The sequence below is a fragment of the Providencia manganoxydans genome (genome assembly GCF_016618195.1).
Classification (GTDB): Bacteria; Pseudomonadota; Gammaproteobacteria; order Enterobacterales; family Enterobacteriaceae; genus Providencia; species Providencia manganoxydans.
This window is the reverse complement of record NZ_CP067099.1, coordinates 1694685-1712282: the sequence shown is the minus strand read 5'-3', so window position 1 is coordinate 1712282 and position 17598 is coordinate 1694685. Positions and strand designations below refer to the sequence as shown.

15 protein-coding genes and 2 tRNA genes are annotated in these 17598 nt (G+C 41.7%); 8 read left to right on the top strand and 9 right to left on the bottom strand.

The window, feature by feature from the left end:
• Positions 1-206 precede the first annotated feature (206 nt).
• From gltX to JI723_RS07515, 3 genes are all read left to right on the top strand, one after another.
• The gene (gene gltX / locus JI723_RS07525) at positions 207-1628 is read left to right on the top strand and encodes a glutamate--tRNA ligase (RefSeq protein ID WP_070928811.1); all 1422 of its coding nucleotides are present in this window, start codon (positions 207-209) and stop codon (positions 1626-1628) included.
• Between the two features lie 176 nt (positions 1629-1804).
• Positions 1805-1880 (top strand) — tRNA-Ala (locus tag JI723_RS07520).
• 41 nt (positions 1881-1921) lie between these two features.
• Positions 1922-1997 (top strand) — tRNA-Ala (locus tag JI723_RS07515).
• Positions 1998-2096: 99 nt separating this feature from the next.
• On the opposite strand, the gene JI723_RS07510 is transcribed toward JI723_RS07515, so the two are convergent.
• The 4 genes from JI723_RS07510 to zipA form a co-directional block, all read right to left on the bottom strand.
• Positions 2097-2312 carry a DUF3820 family protein gene (locus JI723_RS07510; protein WP_272581179.1) on the bottom strand — a complete coding sequence of 72 codons (216 nt, stop codon included), beginning with the start codon at positions 2310-2312 and terminating at the stop codon, positions 2097-2099.
• Between the two features lie 66 nt (positions 2313-2378).
• A complete protein-coding gene (locus JI723_RS07505) occupies positions 2379-3563 on the bottom strand; it encodes a NupC/NupG family nucleoside CNT transporter (protein ID WP_070928812.1) in 1185 nt (394 codons plus the stop codon).
• Between the two features lie 231 nt (positions 3564-3794).
• Positions 3795-5810 (bottom strand): NAD-dependent DNA ligase LigA, encoded by a 2016-nt coding sequence (gene ligA / locus JI723_RS07500; RefSeq protein ID WP_272581180.1) that lies wholly within the window; start codon positions 5808-5810, stop codon positions 3795-3797.
• Between the two features lie 56 nt (positions 5811-5866).
• A complete protein-coding gene (zipA, locus tag JI723_RS07495; protein WP_272581181.1) occupies positions 5867-6859 on the bottom strand; it encodes a cell division protein ZipA in 993 nt (330 codons plus the stop codon).
• A 350-nt stretch (positions 6860-7209) separates the two neighbouring features.
• Between zipA and cysZ the strand changes: the two genes are divergently transcribed.
• From cysZ to crr, 5 genes are all read left to right on the top strand, one after another.
• Positions 7210-7974, top strand: a complete 765-nt coding sequence (gene cysZ / locus JI723_RS07490) for a sulfate transporter CysZ (RefSeq protein ID WP_140180356.1) — start codon at positions 7210-7212, stop codon at positions 7972-7974.
• Between the two features lie 243 nt (positions 7975-8217).
• The gene (gene cysK, locus JI723_RS07485; protein WP_272581182.1) at positions 8218-9171 is read left to right on the top strand and encodes a cysteine synthase A; all 954 of its coding nucleotides are present in this window, start codon (positions 8218-8220) and stop codon (positions 9169-9171) included.
• Between the two features lie 371 nt (positions 9172-9542).
• On the top strand, positions 9543-9800 hold the full coding sequence (gene ptsH / locus JI723_RS07480; protein WP_008910625.1) for a phosphocarrier protein Hpr: 258 nt from the start codon (positions 9543-9545) through the stop codon (positions 9798-9800).
• Positions 9801-10082: 282 nt separating this feature from the next.
• Positions 10083-11810 (top strand): phosphoenolpyruvate-protein phosphotransferase PtsI, encoded by a 1728-nt coding sequence (gene ptsI, locus JI723_RS07475; RefSeq protein WP_070930082.1) that lies wholly within the window; start codon positions 10083-10085, stop codon positions 11808-11810.
• 63 nt (positions 11811-11873) lie between these two features.
• Entirely contained in the window at positions 11874-12383 is a 510-nt protein-coding gene (gene crr, locus JI723_RS07470; protein ID WP_070930081.1) for a PTS glucose transporter subunit IIA, read from the top strand.
• Between the two features lie 76 nt (positions 12384-12459).
• Here the strand turns inward: crr and cysM are convergent, their stop codons facing one another.
• From cysM to JI723_RS07445, 5 genes are all read right to left on the bottom strand, one after another.
• Positions 12460-13341 (bottom strand): cysteine synthase CysM, encoded by an 882-nt coding sequence (gene cysM, locus JI723_RS07465; protein ID WP_272581183.1) that lies wholly within the window; start codon positions 13339-13341, stop codon positions 12460-12462.
• A gap of 205 nt (positions 13342-13546) precedes the next feature.
• On the bottom strand, positions 13547-14635 hold the full coding sequence (gene cysA / locus JI723_RS07460) for a sulfate/thiosulfate ABC transporter ATP-binding protein CysA (protein ID WP_140180352.1): 1089 nt from the start codon (positions 14633-14635) through the stop codon (positions 13547-13549).
• A gap of 2 nt (positions 14636-14637) precedes the next feature.
• Positions 14638-15480 carry a sulfate/thiosulfate ABC transporter permease CysW gene (gene cysW / locus JI723_RS07455; RefSeq protein WP_175442603.1) on the bottom strand — a complete coding sequence of 281 codons (843 nt, stop codon included), beginning with the start codon at positions 15478-15480 and terminating at the stop codon, positions 14638-14640.
• A gap of 18 nt (positions 15481-15498) precedes the next feature.
• Positions 15499-16329: a sulfate/thiosulfate ABC transporter permease CysT gene (gene cysT / locus JI723_RS07450; RefSeq protein WP_140180350.1), complete on the bottom strand. Its 831-nt coding sequence runs from the start codon at positions 16327-16329 to the stop codon at positions 15499-15501.
• Positions 16329-17351, bottom strand: coding sequence for a sulfate ABC transporter substrate-binding protein (locus tag JI723_RS07445; protein ID WP_070930077.1), 1023 nt, complete (start codon positions 17349-17351; stop codon positions 16329-16331). The genes cysT and JI723_RS07445 overlap by 1 nt, the downstream gene beginning before the upstream one ends.
• Positions 17352-17598 lie beyond the last annotated feature (247 nt).

Sequence of the window (17598 nt, the reverse complement as noted above, 5' to 3'; positions counted from 1 at the left end):
TAGAGTGATAGAATAGAACTACATTTTATACTCGTCATACTTCAAGTTGCAGCGCTTTTCGTTAAGGTATGGTGACTACGCCCTCTTTTACTAGTCACATACCCATGTATGCTTTCAGCGACTCGCTCACTTGTCGCCTCGCTGCACCTCGAATTATTTAGAGTATAGGCACGTTAGAAACCCGTATCGCAATTAAGGCAATCTCGATGAGTAAAATTAAAACCCGTTTTGCACCTAGTCCAACAGGTTATTTACATGTTGGTGGAGCGCGTACCGCGCTTTATTCCTGGTTATTCAGCCGCCATAATCAAGGCGAGTTTGTTCTACGTATCGAAGATACCGACTTAGAACGTTCAACTCAGGAAGCTATCGATGCCATTATGGATGGTATGAACTGGTTAAATTTAAATTGGGATGAAGGCCCTTACTACCAAACTAAGCGCTTTGATCGCTATAACGATGTCATTGATCAAATGCTTGATGCAGGCACTGCCTATCGTTGCTATTGCTCAAAAGAACGTTTAGAAGCGCTACGTGACCAGCAAATGGCTTCAGGTGAAAAACCTCGCTACGATGGTTGCTGCCGTGACCATGCTCATAATCACACAGCAGATGAGCCTCATGTGGTGCGTTTTCGCAACCCACAAGAAGGTTCTGTTATCTTTGATGATAACATTCGTGGCCCTATCGAATTTAGTAACCAAGAGCTTGATGACCTTATTATTCGCCGCACTGATGGTTCACCAACTTATAACTTCTGTGTCGTTATTGATGACTGGGACATGGAAATTACCCATGTGATCCGCGGTGAAGATCACATCAACAATACTCCTCGCCAGATCAATATATTAAAAGCTTTGGGTGCACCTGTACCTGAGTACGCTCACGTTTCCATGATCTTAGGTGACGACGGTAAAAAACTGTCTAAACGCCATGGCGCAGTTAGCGTGATGCAATATCGTGATGAAGGCTATTTACCTGAAGCTCTACTTAATTATTTAGTACGTTTAGGGTGGTCACATGGTGATCAGGAAATTTTCACCCGTGAAGAAATGATCAACTACTTCAGCTTAGATGCCATTAGCAAATCAGCAAGTGCGTTCAATACAGATAAATTGCTTTGGTTAAATCACCATTATATTAACCACTTGCCAGCTGAAGAAGTTGCTGTTCACCTTGCATGGCATATTGAGCAACAAAATATTGATACACAAAATGGGCCACAATTGGCTGAACTAGTGAAATTACTCGGCGAACGCTGTAAAACACTCAAAGAAATGGCCGAGTCTTGCCATTATTTCTATGAAGAGTTTAATGAGTTCGATGCAGATGCTGCGAAAAAACATTTGCGCCCAGTTGCTCGCCAGCCATTAGAAACGGTGAAACAGAAACTGGCCGCTATCACTGAGTGGACGGCTGAAAACGTTCATCAAGCTATTGAGCAGACTGCGACTGAGCTTGAAGTCGGTATGGGTAAAGTGGGTATGCCATTGCGCGTTGCAGTAACAGGTGCAGGCCAATCGCCTGCTTTAGATGTGACTGTCCATGCTATTGGTCAAGCACGCTCTGTTGCTCGTATTGATAAAGCACTTGCTTTTATCGCTGAACGTGAAGCATCAGCTCAATAATTATCAGCACTTCCCTATGCTGTATATGGCGGCATAGGGATCTCTCAAAATCCAACCCATCCCACTGATTTGCTGTTTAAATGCTCTATAATTCAGCAGTTAAACTCAAAACCACATTATTTGATTGACACCCTGACATTGCTTGAATATCATGCCCTCCGTCCATAGATTTTGTTGGGGCTATAGCTCAGTTGGGAGAGCGCTTGCATGGCATGCAAGAGGTCAGCGGTTCGATCCCGCTTAGCTCCACCACCTAATTCCCTGTTAGGTGTTTATCCAAAATCAAATCTATTGGGGCTATAGCTCAGCTGGGAGAGCGCTTGCATGGCATGCAAGAGGTCAGCGGTTCGATCCCGCTTAGCTCCACCAAATCCTCATATCTAATTTCAATCACTACTCTAAAGAATTCAAGTTAACATTAGGCGAGTAATGTGATTGAACATAACAACTTGAAGTATGACGAGTAAGTCAGACACGTTTTAACGGCTTTACAAGGCTATCCAGCCCTTCTATTTTAAGCCCTAATGCCATTTCCATTAATTGCCCAAGTCGCCCTTTCGGGAACTCACCTTTCTTATAGAACCACAACAAGTACTCCTCAGGGAGATCGACTAAGGTTATACCTTTGTATTTCCCAAATGGCATTTGCGTATTTGCTATATCGATAAGATCTTGTTTTTCCATTTTCTCTCCAAGCAAAAACGGCATTCATAATGAATGCCGTTAGTCATTTTAACATTTTTATTAGCGTTATAGAATGAGCCCAACAACCGCCGCTGATAAAAAGCTAACTAATGTTGAACCAAACAGAAGTTTTAAACCAAAGCGAGCAACGGTATTACCTTGCTTCTCATTCAAGCCTTTGATTGCGCCTGCTACAATACCAATTGATGAGAAGTTAGCAAAAGAAACTAAGAATACCGATAAAATACCCACGGAGCGAGGAGAAAGTGCCGCCGCCGCTGCTTGTAAATCCCCCATAGCAACAAATTCATTCGTCACCATTTTCACTGCCATGATACCGCCTACTTGTAAAGCTTCATCAGCAGGAATGCCGAGTATCCAAGCAAAAGGATAAAATACATAACCTAGCATTGTTTGGAATTTAATATCGAACAGCGCAACACAAATACCATTCACCATTGCAATCAAAGCAATGAAGCCGATCAGCATAGCAGAAACAATAATCGCGACTTTAAAACCAGCAAGAATATATTCACCCAGCATTTCAAAGAAGCTTTGACCTTCATGAATGTTGCTCATTTGCAACTCTTCTTCTGCTTCTGGTGGATATGGGTTAATCAGTGAAAGTACAACGAAAGTACCAAACATGTTCAGCACCAACGCTGCAACTACATAGCGAGGTTCTAACATTGTCATGTAAGCACCCACAATTGACATTGAAACTGTCGACATTGCAGTCGCCGCCATGGTGTACATTCTGCGTTCTGACATTTTGCCTAGTTGGTCTTTATAAGCAATAAAGTTTTCAGACTGTCCGAGTAATAATGAACTAACCGCGTTAAATGACTCCAATTTTCCCATGCCATTCACTTTAGATAGCACGGTACCAATGATGCGGATCACAATAGGTAACACTTTGATATGCTGTAAAATACCGATCAGTGCTGAAATAAAGATGATAGGACAAAGAACTTGCAAGAAGAAGAACGCTAAATGGCCTTCGATCATGCCACCAAAGATAAATTTAGTCCCTTCAGCTGCATATCCTAATAAGTGTTCAAAGACACCTGCGACGCCTAATACAAACGAAGAACCTACATCAGAGTGCAAGAAGAAATAAGCTAATGCAACTTGAATAACCAGTAATTGTACAACATAACGTAGTCGGATTGCCTTACGGTTACTACTTGCTAATGTCGCAAGAGCGCCAATTACAACAAGAGATAAAACAAAATGCAGGATCGAGGTCATATGCGACTCCAACAAATTTAAACAAAGCGGTTTATGTGTATATTCTATGTAATAGGCGACATTTAAATGCGACAACCGTCACATTAGCATGAAAATGGATACATTGTATTTTGTAGAAAGCTAATGCCGATCACACTTTAAGCGGAAATACTGACTGTTAACCTATAAGTTGATATAGGTCATGTCATCACCTATTTTCAGATGATGACACTCAAAAACTATAGTAGAAAATCAAGAACCTAGCAAACGAATAAGCTCATCTTCATCAATGACTTGAATACCCAATTCATTTGCTTTAGCCAGTTTGGAGCCTGCCGCTTCCCCTGCAATCACTAAATCAGTTTTCTTCGAAACACTACCAGCAACCTTAGCCCCTAATGCGACCAACTTATCTTTTGCTTCATCGCGGGTTAAGCGGCTCATCGATCCGGTTAATACCACTGTTTTCCCTGCAAATGGGCTATCAATACTGCTGACATCTATCGCAACTGCTTGTGGCCAGTGAATATTCGCTTTATTTAGCAAATCTTGGATCACCGCTTGGTTATGCTCTTCACGGAAGAAATTAACCACATGCTTAGCCACAACGTGACCAATATCTTGTACTGTTTTTAGTGACTCTTCATCTGCTGCCATCACGGCTTCAAGGGTACCGTAATGCGACGCGAGATTCGCCGCTGTTGCTTCTCCAACCTCACGAATACCTAAAGCATAAATAAAACGTGCGAGTGTCGTTGCTTTCGATTTCTCTAAAGCATCCACTAAATTCTGTGCCGATTTAGGCCCCATTCTATCCAGCCCAGTGAGAATACCTGCACTCAATTGATATAAATCTGCGGGTGTTTTTACATACTCTTTTTCAACCAGTTGGTCGATAATTTTGTCTCCCATGCCATCGACATCCATAGCACGGCGTGACACAAAATGTTTTAATGCTTCTTTGCGCTGGGCGCCACAAATCAGACCACCAGTACAACGCGCAACAGCTTCGCCTTCTATGCGTTCGACATCTGAACCACAGACTGGACAATGAGTTGGGAATACGATTTCACGACTATCTGCTGGTCGTTCTGATCCAACTACGCTAACAATTTGCGGGATCACATCACCTGCTCGGCGGATCACCACTGTATCACCAATATGTACGCCTAAACGTTCTATTTCATCTGCATTATGTAGTGTCGCATTACTGACTATCACACCAGCAACCTGAACAGGTTCTAAGCGCGCAACGGGTGTAATGGCTCCAGTACGCCCTACTTGAAATTCAACGTCTTTTAATAAGGTCATTTGTTCTTGCGCAGGGAATTTAAACGCGGTAGCCCAACGAGGAGCACGAGATACAAAGCCTAATTGCTCTTGAGTCGCAATCGAGTTAATTTTGATCACGACCCCATCAATATCAAAACCAAGCGATGGACGAATTCTTTCTATTTCATGATAAAAATCTAATACCGCTTTATGGCCAGTTTTCAGTTGAACATAATCACTAACAGGTAAGCCCCACGCTTTAAATTGCATCAAACGCTCATAATGGGTATCTGGTAATGTTTCACCCTCCACTAAACCTACACCATAACAATAAAAAGTCAGTGGTCTTTTTGCGGTGATGCGAGGATCAAGCTGACGTAATGAGCCTGCGGCTGCATTTCGGGGGTTAGCAAACACTTTACCACCTGTACGGCGAGCTTCCTCATTGAGGGCTTCAAATCCTTTTTGTGGCATAAACACTTCACCACGAATTTCTACGCGGGCAGGAATGTTATCTCCGATTAAACGCAGTGGAATAGCACGGATCGTTCTCACATTCGATGTGATATTTTCGCCAACAGTGCCATCGCCTCTCGTTGCTGCTTGGGTCAGCTCGCCATTTTCATATAATAAACTTACCGCGAGGCCATCGAGTTTTAATTCACAGCAAAAAGTTTGCTCTTGTTGGTCTTTCAATCGATCTCTAACGCGTTTATCAAACGCAAGGTAGCTTTCCTCATCAAACACATTATCAAGCGATAACATCGGTATTTCATGACGAACAGTATCAAATGCAGCTAGTGGTGCTGCACCAACACGCTGTGTCGGCGAGTCGCTAGTTATCCATTCAGGATGCTCTGCTTCGATGGCTTTGAGTTCTTGCATGAGTTTGTCATATTCAGCATCCGGAATTTCAGGCGCATCTAATACATGATATTGATATTCGTGATAACGTAATTGCTGTTTGAGCGCATCGAGATGTGATTTTGTCGTCATGTTTCACCCATAAATGTAAACCCCCCAATTAAGGGGGGTTTCGGTCGTTCTGATAATTAATTTAGTGTATTGCGAATTCGAGCATGATACACCTCTATTTTTTGAGGTGTTAACATTTTACGCTCATCATCAAGGACAACACCGCCCGCATCTGAAGCGATGCGTTGTGCTGCCTGTAGCATTAACTTGAAGTTTTGGCTTGCATCACCATAAGATGGCACCATCATAAACATGGAGACACCCGGCGTCGTAAACTCAGACATGGTCTCAGGATCAAATGAACCCGGTTTAACCATATTTGCAAGGCTAAACAGCACAGGGCCAGTCCCCGAAGGGTGCACATGGCGATGGAAAATACGCATTTCACCAAACTGGAACCCTGCTTGTAAGATACTTTGTAACAGCACTTCACCTTGTAAAACTTGGCCTTGATGAGCAGCTACATGAAGAACCAGAACCGTCTCCTTGTTGTTCGTTGGAGATTCACTTTGCGGTTGTTCAGTTTTCTTCTCAGTGTGCGCCTGTTCCTGTTCATGGTGTATCGGCTGTTGCTCCTCTTGATTGTCATTAATATCGAAATTGAATTCTGGTTGCTCTGGCGTATGCGGGGTACGCACAGCAGCAGATGGCTGGGAAGTTGTGACTTTCGCAGCAGATTGTTCGTTCACAATATCGACCTGTGGAGCGACATCAGACACAATAGGCTCTGAACGCGCTGGCGTAATATTTAATACAGGTTCGGTATCATGAGCAGAAGGTGTAATGGGTGGCAAATCAGGCTCGACACGACGTTCTTCCTTTACCTGACGCACAGGTTCAGAAACCGCAGGCTGAGAGATAGGTTTCTCTTGTGCTTCAGTTTCATTGAATAATGCAGAATCATCATCATAATCTGACGATTTCTCCTGACTGTCATGTTTTCGGCGTTTTACGGGACGATCACGGAATAACTTTGAGCGCTCTTTACGGCTGGTCCATAGACCATGCAGTAACAGCGCAACTATGGCTATCGCACCTACGACCACTAATATCAGACGCAAATCCTGCATCGCTGCTATCTCTAGTTGTTGAATGATAATGCCACCACGGCAAAAACGAAGCCCAAATATTTTAAGCTGCGAGCTAACAAGCTGTAAAATCTACCATAAAACTACAGTAATTTATAATTTTAAGGCATTCATACAGCTAAGTACCGTCAACATAAACGCAACTTAAAATATGACGGATATACCTTAAGATTATTTGGCAAACGTGCTAAGTGCAACCCTCTGAACGATTTTCTTATAAGAAAGAGACAATTCTGCTTTCGTTTGCTGTTTTTTTAAGCAAATACTGACTAGCCAGCCTAAAATCCTACCTATATGATACATGGTCAACCGTAAAGGAGAGAAGAAGAAGTATGATCCAATCGACAGATCCGCAACAAAAAAGCCATTCAGGCTTTTACTACTTCGCACAAGGATGGCGCTTAGTCACGCGCCCAGGAATTAAACGTTTTGTTATTTTGCCGCTTTTAGCCAATATTATTTTACTTGGTGGCGCATTTTGGTGGTTATATAGCAAGCTCGGCGACTGGATTGCTCAAGTCATGAGTTATATCCCAAGCTGGCTACAATGGCTTGATTATCTCATTTGGCCAATTGCTGTTATATCAATCTTGCTCATATTTACTTATTTTTTTAGTACCGTTGCCAATATTATCGCAGCACCATTTAACGGTTGGCTATCTGAAAAACTTGAGTCTGAGTTAACCGGTATCCCTGCACCTGATGGGGGCATCATTGATGTCGCAAAAGACGTTCCACGAATGATAAAACGTGAGTTCGTGAGAATTGGCTACTACCTACCCCGCGCTATTGGTTTACTCATTTTGTTTTTCATCCCAGGTATCGGGCAAACCGTTGCACCAATTCTTTGGTTCCTATTCGGCGCTTGGATGATGTCAATTCAGTATTGTGACTACCCGTTTGATAACCATCGTGTTGGCTTTAACGATATGAAACAAGCGTTGTCAAAAGACCGTATGAATAATATTCAATTTGGCGGTGCAGTTAGCGTATTGATGATGATCCCAATCCTTAACTTGCTGATCATGCCTGTCGCTGTATGTGGCGCAACCTTAATGTGGGTTGACCGTTATCGCGCTCGCTACGCACGTTACTAATCTCTCTACAATAAAACGCGATGTTATTGATAAATAGCTCGCGTTTTTACTCATTCCTCCCTTTGTTCTCTTGCTATATTCGCCATTTTTGTCATAACCTTTTACTAAAATATATCTGTTCAAAATAACTTAAAAATATAAGTATATAGGTAATTCATATTTGCAATAAAGGTTTGTTCGCGTATTTTGGGATCAACCTTACATCCAATTCTCGGCCCTAATTGACTATTATAAGGATATCCCATGAGTAAAATTTATGATGATAATTCGCTAACCATTGGTCATACCCCATTAGTACGCTTAAAACATTTCGGAAATGGCAATATTTTAGCGAAAGTTGAATCGCGCAATCCAAGTTTTAGCGTCAAATGTCGTATTGGTGCGAATATGATTTGGGATGCTGAGAAAAAAGGAATTCTAACTCAAGATAAAGAACTCGTTGAACCAACTAGTGGTAATACAGGTATTGCATTAGCTTATGTTGCAGCTGCAAGAGGTTATAAATTAACCCTAACCATGCCTGAAACGATGAGTATTGAACGACGCAAACTGCTAAAAGCACTCGGCGCCAACCTTGTTTTAACTGAAGGCGCTAAAGGTATGAAAGGCGCTATCGAAAAAGCAGAAGAAATCGTTAAAAGTGACACAAATAAATATATTTTGCTACAGCAGTTTAATAACCCAGCAAACCCTGAAATTCACGAAAAAACCACAGGACCTGAAATTTGGGAAGATACCGACGGTCAAGTAGATGCCGTTATTGCGGGCGTTGGAACCGGCGGAACTATCACAGGAATTGGCCGTTATTTAAAGAAAACTAAAGGCAAAGATGTCACTATCGTTGCTGTTGAGCCAGAAACCTCACCGGTGATCAGCCAAACGCTAGCGGGTGAAGAGGTGAAACCAGGTCCTCATAAAATTCAAGGCATTGGGGCTGGATTTATTCCAGGTAACTTGGATGTTTCACTGATTGATAAAGTATTTAAAATCAGTGATGACGAAGCTATCAAAACTGCACGCGCGTTAATGGAAAATGAAGGCATTCTTGCGGGGATCTCTTCAGGCGCTGCTGTTGCTGCCGCCGTTAAATTGGCAGCAGAACCTGAGTTTAAAGATAAAAATATCGTTGTGATATTACCTTCTTCGGGTGAGCGTTATCTTTCAACTGTGTTATTCGCCGATCTTGCAGCAGATTAATTTTAAAAGCGTTAACTATTCGTTAAAAAAGCACCTTGTTGGTGCTTTTTTTGTGGTATGGATCAAACTTTAGCACGTATTGAGATGATTTCTAATCGAGGGTCTAGTATTAAACATAGTAATTATTTTGAGCCTCGAAATTAATCCAATTTAAATCAAAAAATTTGATTGTCGAACTGGTATTATTTAGGCTGTAAACTGAAAAAAGGTTGATATTCGACAAAGTCGGAAACCTTTTTAACCGTTAATAATCTAACTAGGCACACTCAGTCATGCACAGTTCAACTTGAAACTGTCGTATGACAAGTGAGTATACAAACCTAAGTTAAATCAACTACACTAATAAAAAACTAAGTTATTGAGGAAATAATATGTTCCAGCAAGAAGTCACTATTACAGCACCAAATGGCTTACATACACGCCCTGCCGCTCAATTTGTGAAAGAAGCTAAAGCATTCACTTCTGATATCACTTTGATTTCAGGTGGCAAATCAGCCAGCGCAAAAAGCCTATTCAAGCTACAAACTCTGGGGTTAACTCAAGGTACTGTTGTAACCATTTCAGCCGAAGGTGAAGATGAAAAACAAGCAGTAGAACATTTAGTTAAACTGATGGGTGAACTGGAATAATCTTGCCGAGCAAGAGAACCAGTGTTACTGAGTTAATTCTCCATCCCTAAATATTTAGCTCTAAATATTTTGCAATGTAGCGAGGTGGCAAGTGCGTAACGACCTAGGATCATCGACAATTATGTGACTAGTCCCAATAAGCATAGCCACCATATCTTAAAGCAAGACGCCGCAGCTTGAAGTATTGCGAGTCTACATTTAGGGATATCAGTTTACAGATTGACAAGCTTGCTGTTATCTCTTCAACATCAGAACACCGAGCCGCAGTAGTAAGGTAATAATATGATTTCAGGAATTTTAGTATCCCCAGGTTTTGCTTTTGGTCAGGCTTTACTCCTCAAAGAAGACCCTATCATTGTTAGCACTAAAAAAATTGCTGATGACCAGATAGAAACCGAGATCCAACGCTTTATTGATGGACGCAACAAATCAGCCGAACAACTCAGCCTCATCAAAGAAAAAGCCGAAAAAAACCTTGGTGCAGAAAAAGCTGAGATTTTTGAAGGCCATATTATGCTGTTGGAAGATGAAGAGCTTGAGCAAGAAATTGTTACGCTAATTAAAAGTGACAAAAAAACAGCGGATGCCGCTGTTCATTCTGTGATTGAAGATCAAGCACAAGCCCTTGAAGCACTTGATGATGAGTATTTGAAAGAACGTGCAGCAGATGTACGTGATATTGGTAAGCGTTTATTAAAAAACATCCTGCGCATGCCAATTGTTGATTTAAGCGCTATCGATAAAGAAGTGATCCTTGTCGCTGCTGACTTGACCCCTTCTGAAACCGCGCAACTGAATCTTGATAAAGTGCTCGGTTTTATCACTGATTTAGGTGGCCGCACCTCGCATACATCTATTATGGCGCGTTCACTTGAACTACCTGCAATTGTTGGTACTTCAGATGCCACAACGAAAATTAAAAATGGCGACTACATCATCCTGGATGGCGTAAATAACCACATTTATTTGAATCCATCAGATCAAGAAATTGATAAACTGAAAAAATTCAATGAAGAATACCAACAAGAAAAAAATGAGCTTGCTAAGCTAAAAGATTTGCCAGCAATCACACTTGATGGCCATCAAGTCGAAGTGTGTGCAAACATTGGTACGGTACGTGATGTTGCGGGCGCAGAACGCAATGGGGCTGAAGGTGTTGGTTTATACCGCACAGAATTCTTATTTATGGACAGAGATTCTCTGCCAACCGAAGAAGAGCAGTTCCAAGCGTATAAAGCGGTTGCTGAAGCCATGGGCAGCCAAGCGGTCATTGTACGTACCATGGATATTGGTGGTGATAAAGATTTACCATACATGAACTTACCTAAAGAAGAGAATCCATTCTTAGGTTGGCGTGCAATTCGTATTTGCCTTGATCGTAAAGAAATTCTACATTCTCAGTTAAGAGCTATTTTAAGAGCCTCAAGTTTTGGTAAACTGCGTATTATGTTCCCGATGATTATTTCCGTTGAGGAAGTGCGTGAACTAAAAGCAGAACTTGAGATGCTAAAAGGTCAATTACGTGAAGAAGGCAAAGCCTTTGATGAATCAATTGAGGTTGGTGTCATGGTGGAAACACCAGCGGCCGCAGTGATTGCTCATCATTTAGCGAAAGAAGTTGACTTTTTCAGTATTGGGACGAACGATCTCACTCAATATACTCTAGCTGTTGACCGTGGTAATGAGCTGATTTCTCACCTCTACAATCCGATGTCACCTGCGGTTTTAAACCTAATTAAACAGGTTATTGACGCATCACATGCGGAAGGTAAATGGACAGGAATGTGTGGCGAGCTAGCAGGAGACGAACGTGCAACCTTATTGTTGCTTGGCATGGGATTAGATGAGTTTAGTATGAGTGCAATTGCAATCCCTCGTATTAAAAAATTAATTCGTAATGCAAACTTTGCAGATACTAAAGCATTAGCTGAACAGGCACTTGCTCAACCTACTGCGGATGAATTAATGAAACTTGTCGATACCTTTATCCAAGAAAAAACGTTATGCTAGGGGTAGCACAATAGAAACAGCACATTAGTTTCGGTCCCATATAAAACGATTAGGAGAAGATCCATGGGTCTGTTTGACAAACTGAAATCACTGGTTTCGGATGATAAAAATAGCAGTGGCAGTATTGAAATTATCGCACCTTTATCAGGTGAAATCGTCAATATTGAAGACGTTCCCGACGTTGTTTTCGCTGAGAAAATTGTTGGTGATGGTATTGCTATCAAACCTGCGGGTAACAAAATTGTCGCTCCTGTAGATGGGACTATTGGTAAGATTTTTGAAACTAACCATGCGTTTTCCATTGAATCGGATGATGGCATTGAACTATTTGTTCACTTCGGCATTGATACTGTTGAGCTAAAAGGTGAAGGCTTTAAGCGTATTGCTGAAGAAGGCCAAACAGTTAAAAAAGGCGATTTAGTTATCGAGTTTGATCTCGCATTACTAGAAGAGAAAGCAAAATCAGTTTTAACCCCTGTCGTTATTTCTAACATGGATGAAATTAAAGAACTGACTAAGCTTAGCGGTACCGTGACTGTTGGTGAAACCGTTGTGATGCGCGTTAAGAAATAATCTCATCGTCTTTGACGATAGAATAAAACCATCAGATAGCTTATGCTACTGATGGTTTTTTTATGATATTCAGCGACTAATCAAACACACCTGTTGAGAGATAACGGTCGCCTCGGTCACAAATAATCGCCACAATCACGGCATTAGGCTCCGCTTTAGCGACTCTCAGCGCCCCTGCAACCGCTCCACCAGAGCTAACACCACAAAAGATACCTTCACGTTTGGCAAGCGCCCTCATCGTGTCTTCAGCCTCTTGCTGATTGATATCTAACACACTATCAACTAAGTTTTGGTCAAAAATACCCGGAAGATAGTCTGGTGACCAGCGGCGAATACCTGGGATTTGGCTTTTTTCTGCGGGTTGTAATCCAACAACTTGTATATCTTGCGACTGTGATTTTAAATAACGGCTCACACCCGTAATGGTACCTGTTGTCCCCATACTTGAAACAAAGTGCGTAATACGCCCTTGTGTTTGTTGCCAAATTTCTGGTCCAGTGGTGTTAAAGTGTGCTAGAGGGTTATCAGGATTATTAAATTGGTCGAGTACCTTCCCTTCTCCACGTGATTCCATTTCCTGAGCTAAATCACGAGCGCCTTCCATACCCACTGCTGTACTGACTAAAATTAATTCAGCGCCATACGCTTTCATGGATGCTTGGCGCTCTTTACTCATATTTTCAGGCATCAATAGTTTCAGTTTATAACCTTTAACAGCTGCGATCATGGCAAGTGCGATACCGGTGTTACCACTTGTCGCTTCTATCAATGTATCACCGGGTGTTATTTCACCTCGTTTTTCTGCTTCGGTGATCATTGAAAACGCAGCGCGATCTTTTACTGAACCAGCAGGGTTATTGCCTTCTAGTTTTACCCAAATTTCAGCATTTACCCCATCAGTTAAGCGCTGAAGTTTAACTAAAGGCGTGTTACCAATAAATTGTTCCAGAGTTGCCACTATCGATTCCTTATTTCATTTATCTCTAATGCGCTTTCTTATGGTTATAAATGATATCCTATTATGCTTAAATAGTTCGCATGAAAAAAATTCACTTAGATATCAATAATTAATAAAATCGATTGGGCTTACAACTAATTTAGATAACAGACGAGGATTGCGCCAATAAAATCGTTTTATTGGCGCAATTGTAACTGATTGGATATTAAGCGCTTTGGGCTAGCTGGGGAAAAAACAGTTCATTTTCACCTTGATAGATTTTGGCCTTATGACTACCAAGGAAATATTGTTCCCCCCTCATTGGAATTGAGTGAGAGGATTGCCACACTACGGATAAAGGTTCATTTCCCCAACCTATCGGCTGGACGGTTAGCTGCCAAAAATGACCTCTAGGACCTGATTCAATTACGCGAATTGGTAAACGATGTTGCTCATCAGCCTCTTTAACTAAACTGATATCCCAAGGGCGTAAGAATACATCCACTTCGCCTTGATGAGCACTCGTATGATGTAATGGAAAATCATAACCATCGATCTGTAGCTGAGCACCTTTGATATGACCGTGAAGTTGATTAACTTCTCCCATAAACTCTAATACAAAACGAGTTTCAGGGTGCTGCCAAATTTCATCCGGTGTACCAACTTGCTCGATATGGCCTTGGCTCATTACCACAATTCTATCAGCAACTTCCATTGCTTCTTCTTGATCATGAGTCACAAACACACTGGTAAATTTCAATTCATCATGCAATTGACGCAACCAACGACGTAGCTCAACACGAACTTGCGCATCTAAGGCACCAAAAGGCTCATCAAGCAATAAAATTTGTGGCTCTACAGCCAGTGCTCTCGCTAAAGCAACTCGCTGTTTTTGCCCTCCAGATAACTGGGAAGGATAACGTGTCGCCAGATGAGCAAGCTGTACCATCTCCAATAATTGCATCACTTTTTGTGTAATAGCTTGTGACGATGGACGTTGCTTTCTTGGCATAACAGTTAAACCAAAAGCAACATTATCAAATACGGTCATATGACGGAATAAGGCATAGTGCTGAAATACGAATCCAACATGGCGATCTTTAGCATGAATGCGACTGACATCCTGACCATGGAAACGTAAAGCACCTGAGCTGTGTTGCTCTAAACCTGCGATAATTCGCAGCAGTGTTGTTTTACCTGAACCTGATGGACCAAGTAGAGCCACCATTTCTCCGGAAGCAATATCTAATGAGATATCTTTCAGCACTTGCGTCTTAGCAAATAATTTGCCGATTTTTTCGATTTGAATACTCATTGTTAATGAACTCCTGATTCGGATTGCTGCCGGCTCAAATGCCATTGCAATGCACTTTTAATAATCAAAGTGATAATTGCCATTACAGCAAGGATCGCCGCAGCAGTGAATGCGCCCACGGTGTTATAGTCCTGATGCAGTAATTCAACTTGTAATGGCAATGTGTAGGTTTCCCCACGAATTGCACCTGATACCACAGAAACTGCACCAAATTCACCAATTGCTCTCGCATTGGTTAGAACAACCCCGTATAGCAGTGCCCAGCGAATGTTCGGTAATGTCACCCGCCAGAACATTTTCCAGCCGGATGCGCCTAATAAAACAGCGGCTTCATCTTCTTGACTCCCTTGGCTTAGCATCAGGGGAACCAATTCTCTGACTACAAATGGGCAAGTGACGAAAATAGTCACTAATGCCATACCTGGCCACGAAAACATTAATTGAATGTCATAGCCTTCAAGCCAACCACCAAACCAACTATTAGACCCGTAAAACAGCAAATACAGTAAACCTGCAACCACTGGCGATACCGCAAAAGGAATATCAACCAATGTGAGTAATAGCTGCCTTCCCGGAAACTGAAAACGAGTCACTAGCCACGCAAGCATAGTGCCAAAAATTAAGTTTACTGGAACGGTTATCAAGGCAATCAGCACGGTTAAACCAATTGCATGCAACATATCTGAATCATTTAAATTAAGTAAAACTGCATCGAGCCCTTTCGAAAATGCAGTCATAAAGATCCAAATAATAGGTACCACCAGCAATAATACTGAAAATAATACGCCAACAGCGATCAGGAACCATTTAGCCCAATTAATAGGTTGACGTGAAGTTGCCGTCATTGGTGTAATTTGAGCCACTTATTTACCCCCTAATCGCTTGCCAAAACGGCTTTGCACGATATTGACACTAAACAACAGTAATAATGACGCTGCTAAAATCACGGATGCGATTGCACTCGCCGCTGGATAATCAAACTGTTGTAATTGGCTAAAAATCATCAATGAAACGACTTCGGTTTGCCAAGCAATATTACCTGCAATAAAAATGATAGCGCCAAATTCCCCTAAACTGCGGGTAAAAGAGAGTACCGTTCCAGCCAGTAATGCAGGTGAAACTTCTGGTAATACTACCCGACGAAAAGTTTGCCAACGACTTGCGCCTAACGTTTGCGCTGCCTCTTCATATTCAGGGCCTAGCTCTTCCAAAACAGGTTGTACCGTTCTGACGACAAACGGGATACTCGTAAATGCCATCGCTACCGCAATACCTAACCAAGTATTGACCACCTTAATATCAAACTGGTGCAAATATTGTCCATACCAACCCGATGTCGCAAATAGAGTCGCTAATGTTAAACCAGCCACTGCCGTTGGTAATGCAAAAGGCAGATCAACTAAGCCATCTAAAAAAGTCCGTCCCGGAAATCGATAACGGGTTAAAATCCATGCTAGCAACATACCAAAAACCGCATTAAATAGGCTCGCCACTAACGCTGCCAACAAAGTCACTTTATATGCTGCGACGACTTGTGGATAACTGACTACAGCCCAATATTGCTGCCATGTCATTTCTGACAACTGGATCACTAAGGCACTTAACGGCAGCAGTAAGATCAAACAGGTATAGAACAAACTGCTGCCTAGTGTCAGGCCAAAACCAGGCAAAAAGCGCTTCCCTGAATTACGCATTAACGGCGCCCTTCTGCCATCAATTTGTCAAACTCGCCGTTAGTTGCAAAATGGGTTTCCATCACCGCAGGCCAGCTTTTAAATTGGGATTCCACAGTAAATAAACGTGTCTCAGGGAATTTTTCTTTATTCGCAGCCATAACTTGTTTATCGTTAACGCGATAATTAAAACTCGTAATGATTTCTTGGGCTTTTGGGCTATATAAGTAATATAGATACGCTTTTGCTAAATCCTCTGTGCCATTTTTCTGCACATTCTTATCAATCCACGTCACTGGAAACTCTGCTAAAATATCCACTGGCGGGACGATAACTTCATAATCTGATTCGCCATATTGCTGGCGGATATTATTCACTTCTGATTCAAAACTGATTAATACATCACCAAGGCCACGTTCAATAAAAGATGTCGTTGCACCACGGCCTCCTGTATCAAATACTTCGACATTTTTTAAAAACTGCTTCATTTGCTCGCGAGTTTTCTTCTCGTCGCCTTTATTTTCTTGTGCGAAAGCCCCCCAAGCAGCTAAATAGGTATAGCGGCCATTACCTGATGTTTTTGGGTTAGGAAATATTAATTTAACGTCTGAGCGCGCTAGGTCATCCCAGGTTTTGATCCCTTTTGGATTATCTTTGCGTACTAAAAATGCCATCGTGGAATAATAAGGTGAGCTGTTATTTGGCAAACGGGCTTGCCAATTTTCAGGGATCAAATTGCCCTTATCATGCAAAATTTGTACATCCGTGACTTGGTTATAGGTCACTACATCGGCTTTTAGCCCTTGTAGAATCGCCAGTGCTTGCTTGGATGAACCTGCATGTGACTGTTTAATTGTCACTTTGTCATCAGGATGTAATTCATTCCACTGTTTCTCAAACTCTGGGTTCAAAGCCACGAATAATTCGCGAGCAATATCATAGGAGCTATTAAGTAATTCAGCGGCAACTAATGGTGTACTGCCCATCACTGAAATGGTTGCTAACCCGGCTAAAGCGGTTTTTTTTAAGAAAGCTTTTTTCATTAAACACCTACCTATCACTAAACCCAAACTACATCGTTAAACTTACTTTATCTGCTTTGGTTATAACTGTGTAGTTATCAATCGCCATTTAATATATCAAATTGATATAATCAATACATTATGGCAATAAGCAATGAAATAGTGTTTTTTATCATGAAGTTAGTTAGATGAGTGCTATTCATGAAAACGTGAAATGGGAACAGGAAGGTTGTGTCAAAATTGAGTTGCCGCTTCCTTGCGACAATCA

Bases quoted from the DNA above. Each gene is read 5' to 3' on its own strand.
- gltX (WP_070928811.1), top strand. From the start codon at position 207: ATGAGTAAAATTAAAACCCGTTTTGCACCTAGTCCAACAGGTTATTTA.
- JI723_RS07510 (WP_272581179.1), bottom strand. From the start codon at position 2,312: ATGGAAAAACAAGATCTTATCGATATAGCAAATACGCAAATGCCATTT.
- JI723_RS07505 (WP_070928812.1), bottom strand. From the start codon at position 3,563: ATGACCTCGATCCTGCATTTTGTTTTATCTCTTGTTGTAATTGGCGCT.
- ligA (WP_272581180.1), bottom strand. From the start codon at position 5,810: ATGACGACAAAATCACATCTCGATGCGCTCAAACAGCAATTACGTTAT.
- zipA (WP_272581181.1), bottom strand. From the start codon at position 6,859: ATGCAGGATTTGCGTCTGATATTAGTGGTCGTAGGTGCGATAGCCATA.
- cysZ (WP_140180356.1), top strand. From the start codon at position 7,210: ATGATCCAATCGACAGATCCGCAACAAAAAAGCCATTCAGGCTTTTAC.
- cysK (WP_272581182.1), top strand. From the start codon at position 8,218: ATGAGTAAAATTTATGATGATAATTCGCTAACCATTGGTCATACCCCA.
- ptsH (WP_008910625.1), top strand. From the start codon at position 9,543: ATGTTCCAGCAAGAAGTCACTATTACAGCACCAAATGGCTTACATACA.
- ptsI (WP_070930082.1), top strand. From the start codon at position 10,083: ATGATTTCAGGAATTTTAGTATCCCCAGGTTTTGCTTTTGGTCAGGCT.
- crr (WP_070930081.1), top strand. From the start codon at position 11,874: ATGGGTCTGTTTGACAAACTGAAATCACTGGTTTCGGATGATAAAAAT.
- cysA (WP_140180352.1), bottom strand. From the start codon at position 14,635: ATGAGTATTCAAATCGAAAAAATCGGCAAATTATTTGCTAAGACGCAA.
- cysW (WP_175442603.1), bottom strand. From the start codon at position 15,480: ATGACGGCAACTTCACGTCAACCTATTAATTGGGCTAAATGGTTCCTG.
- cysT (WP_140180350.1), bottom strand. From the start codon at position 16,329: ATGCGTAATTCAGGGAAGCGCTTTTTGCCTGGTTTTGGCCTGACACTA.
- JI723_RS07445 (WP_070930077.1), bottom strand. From the start codon at position 17,351: ATGAAAAAAGCTTTCTTAAAAAAAACCGCTTTAGCCGGGTTAGCAACC.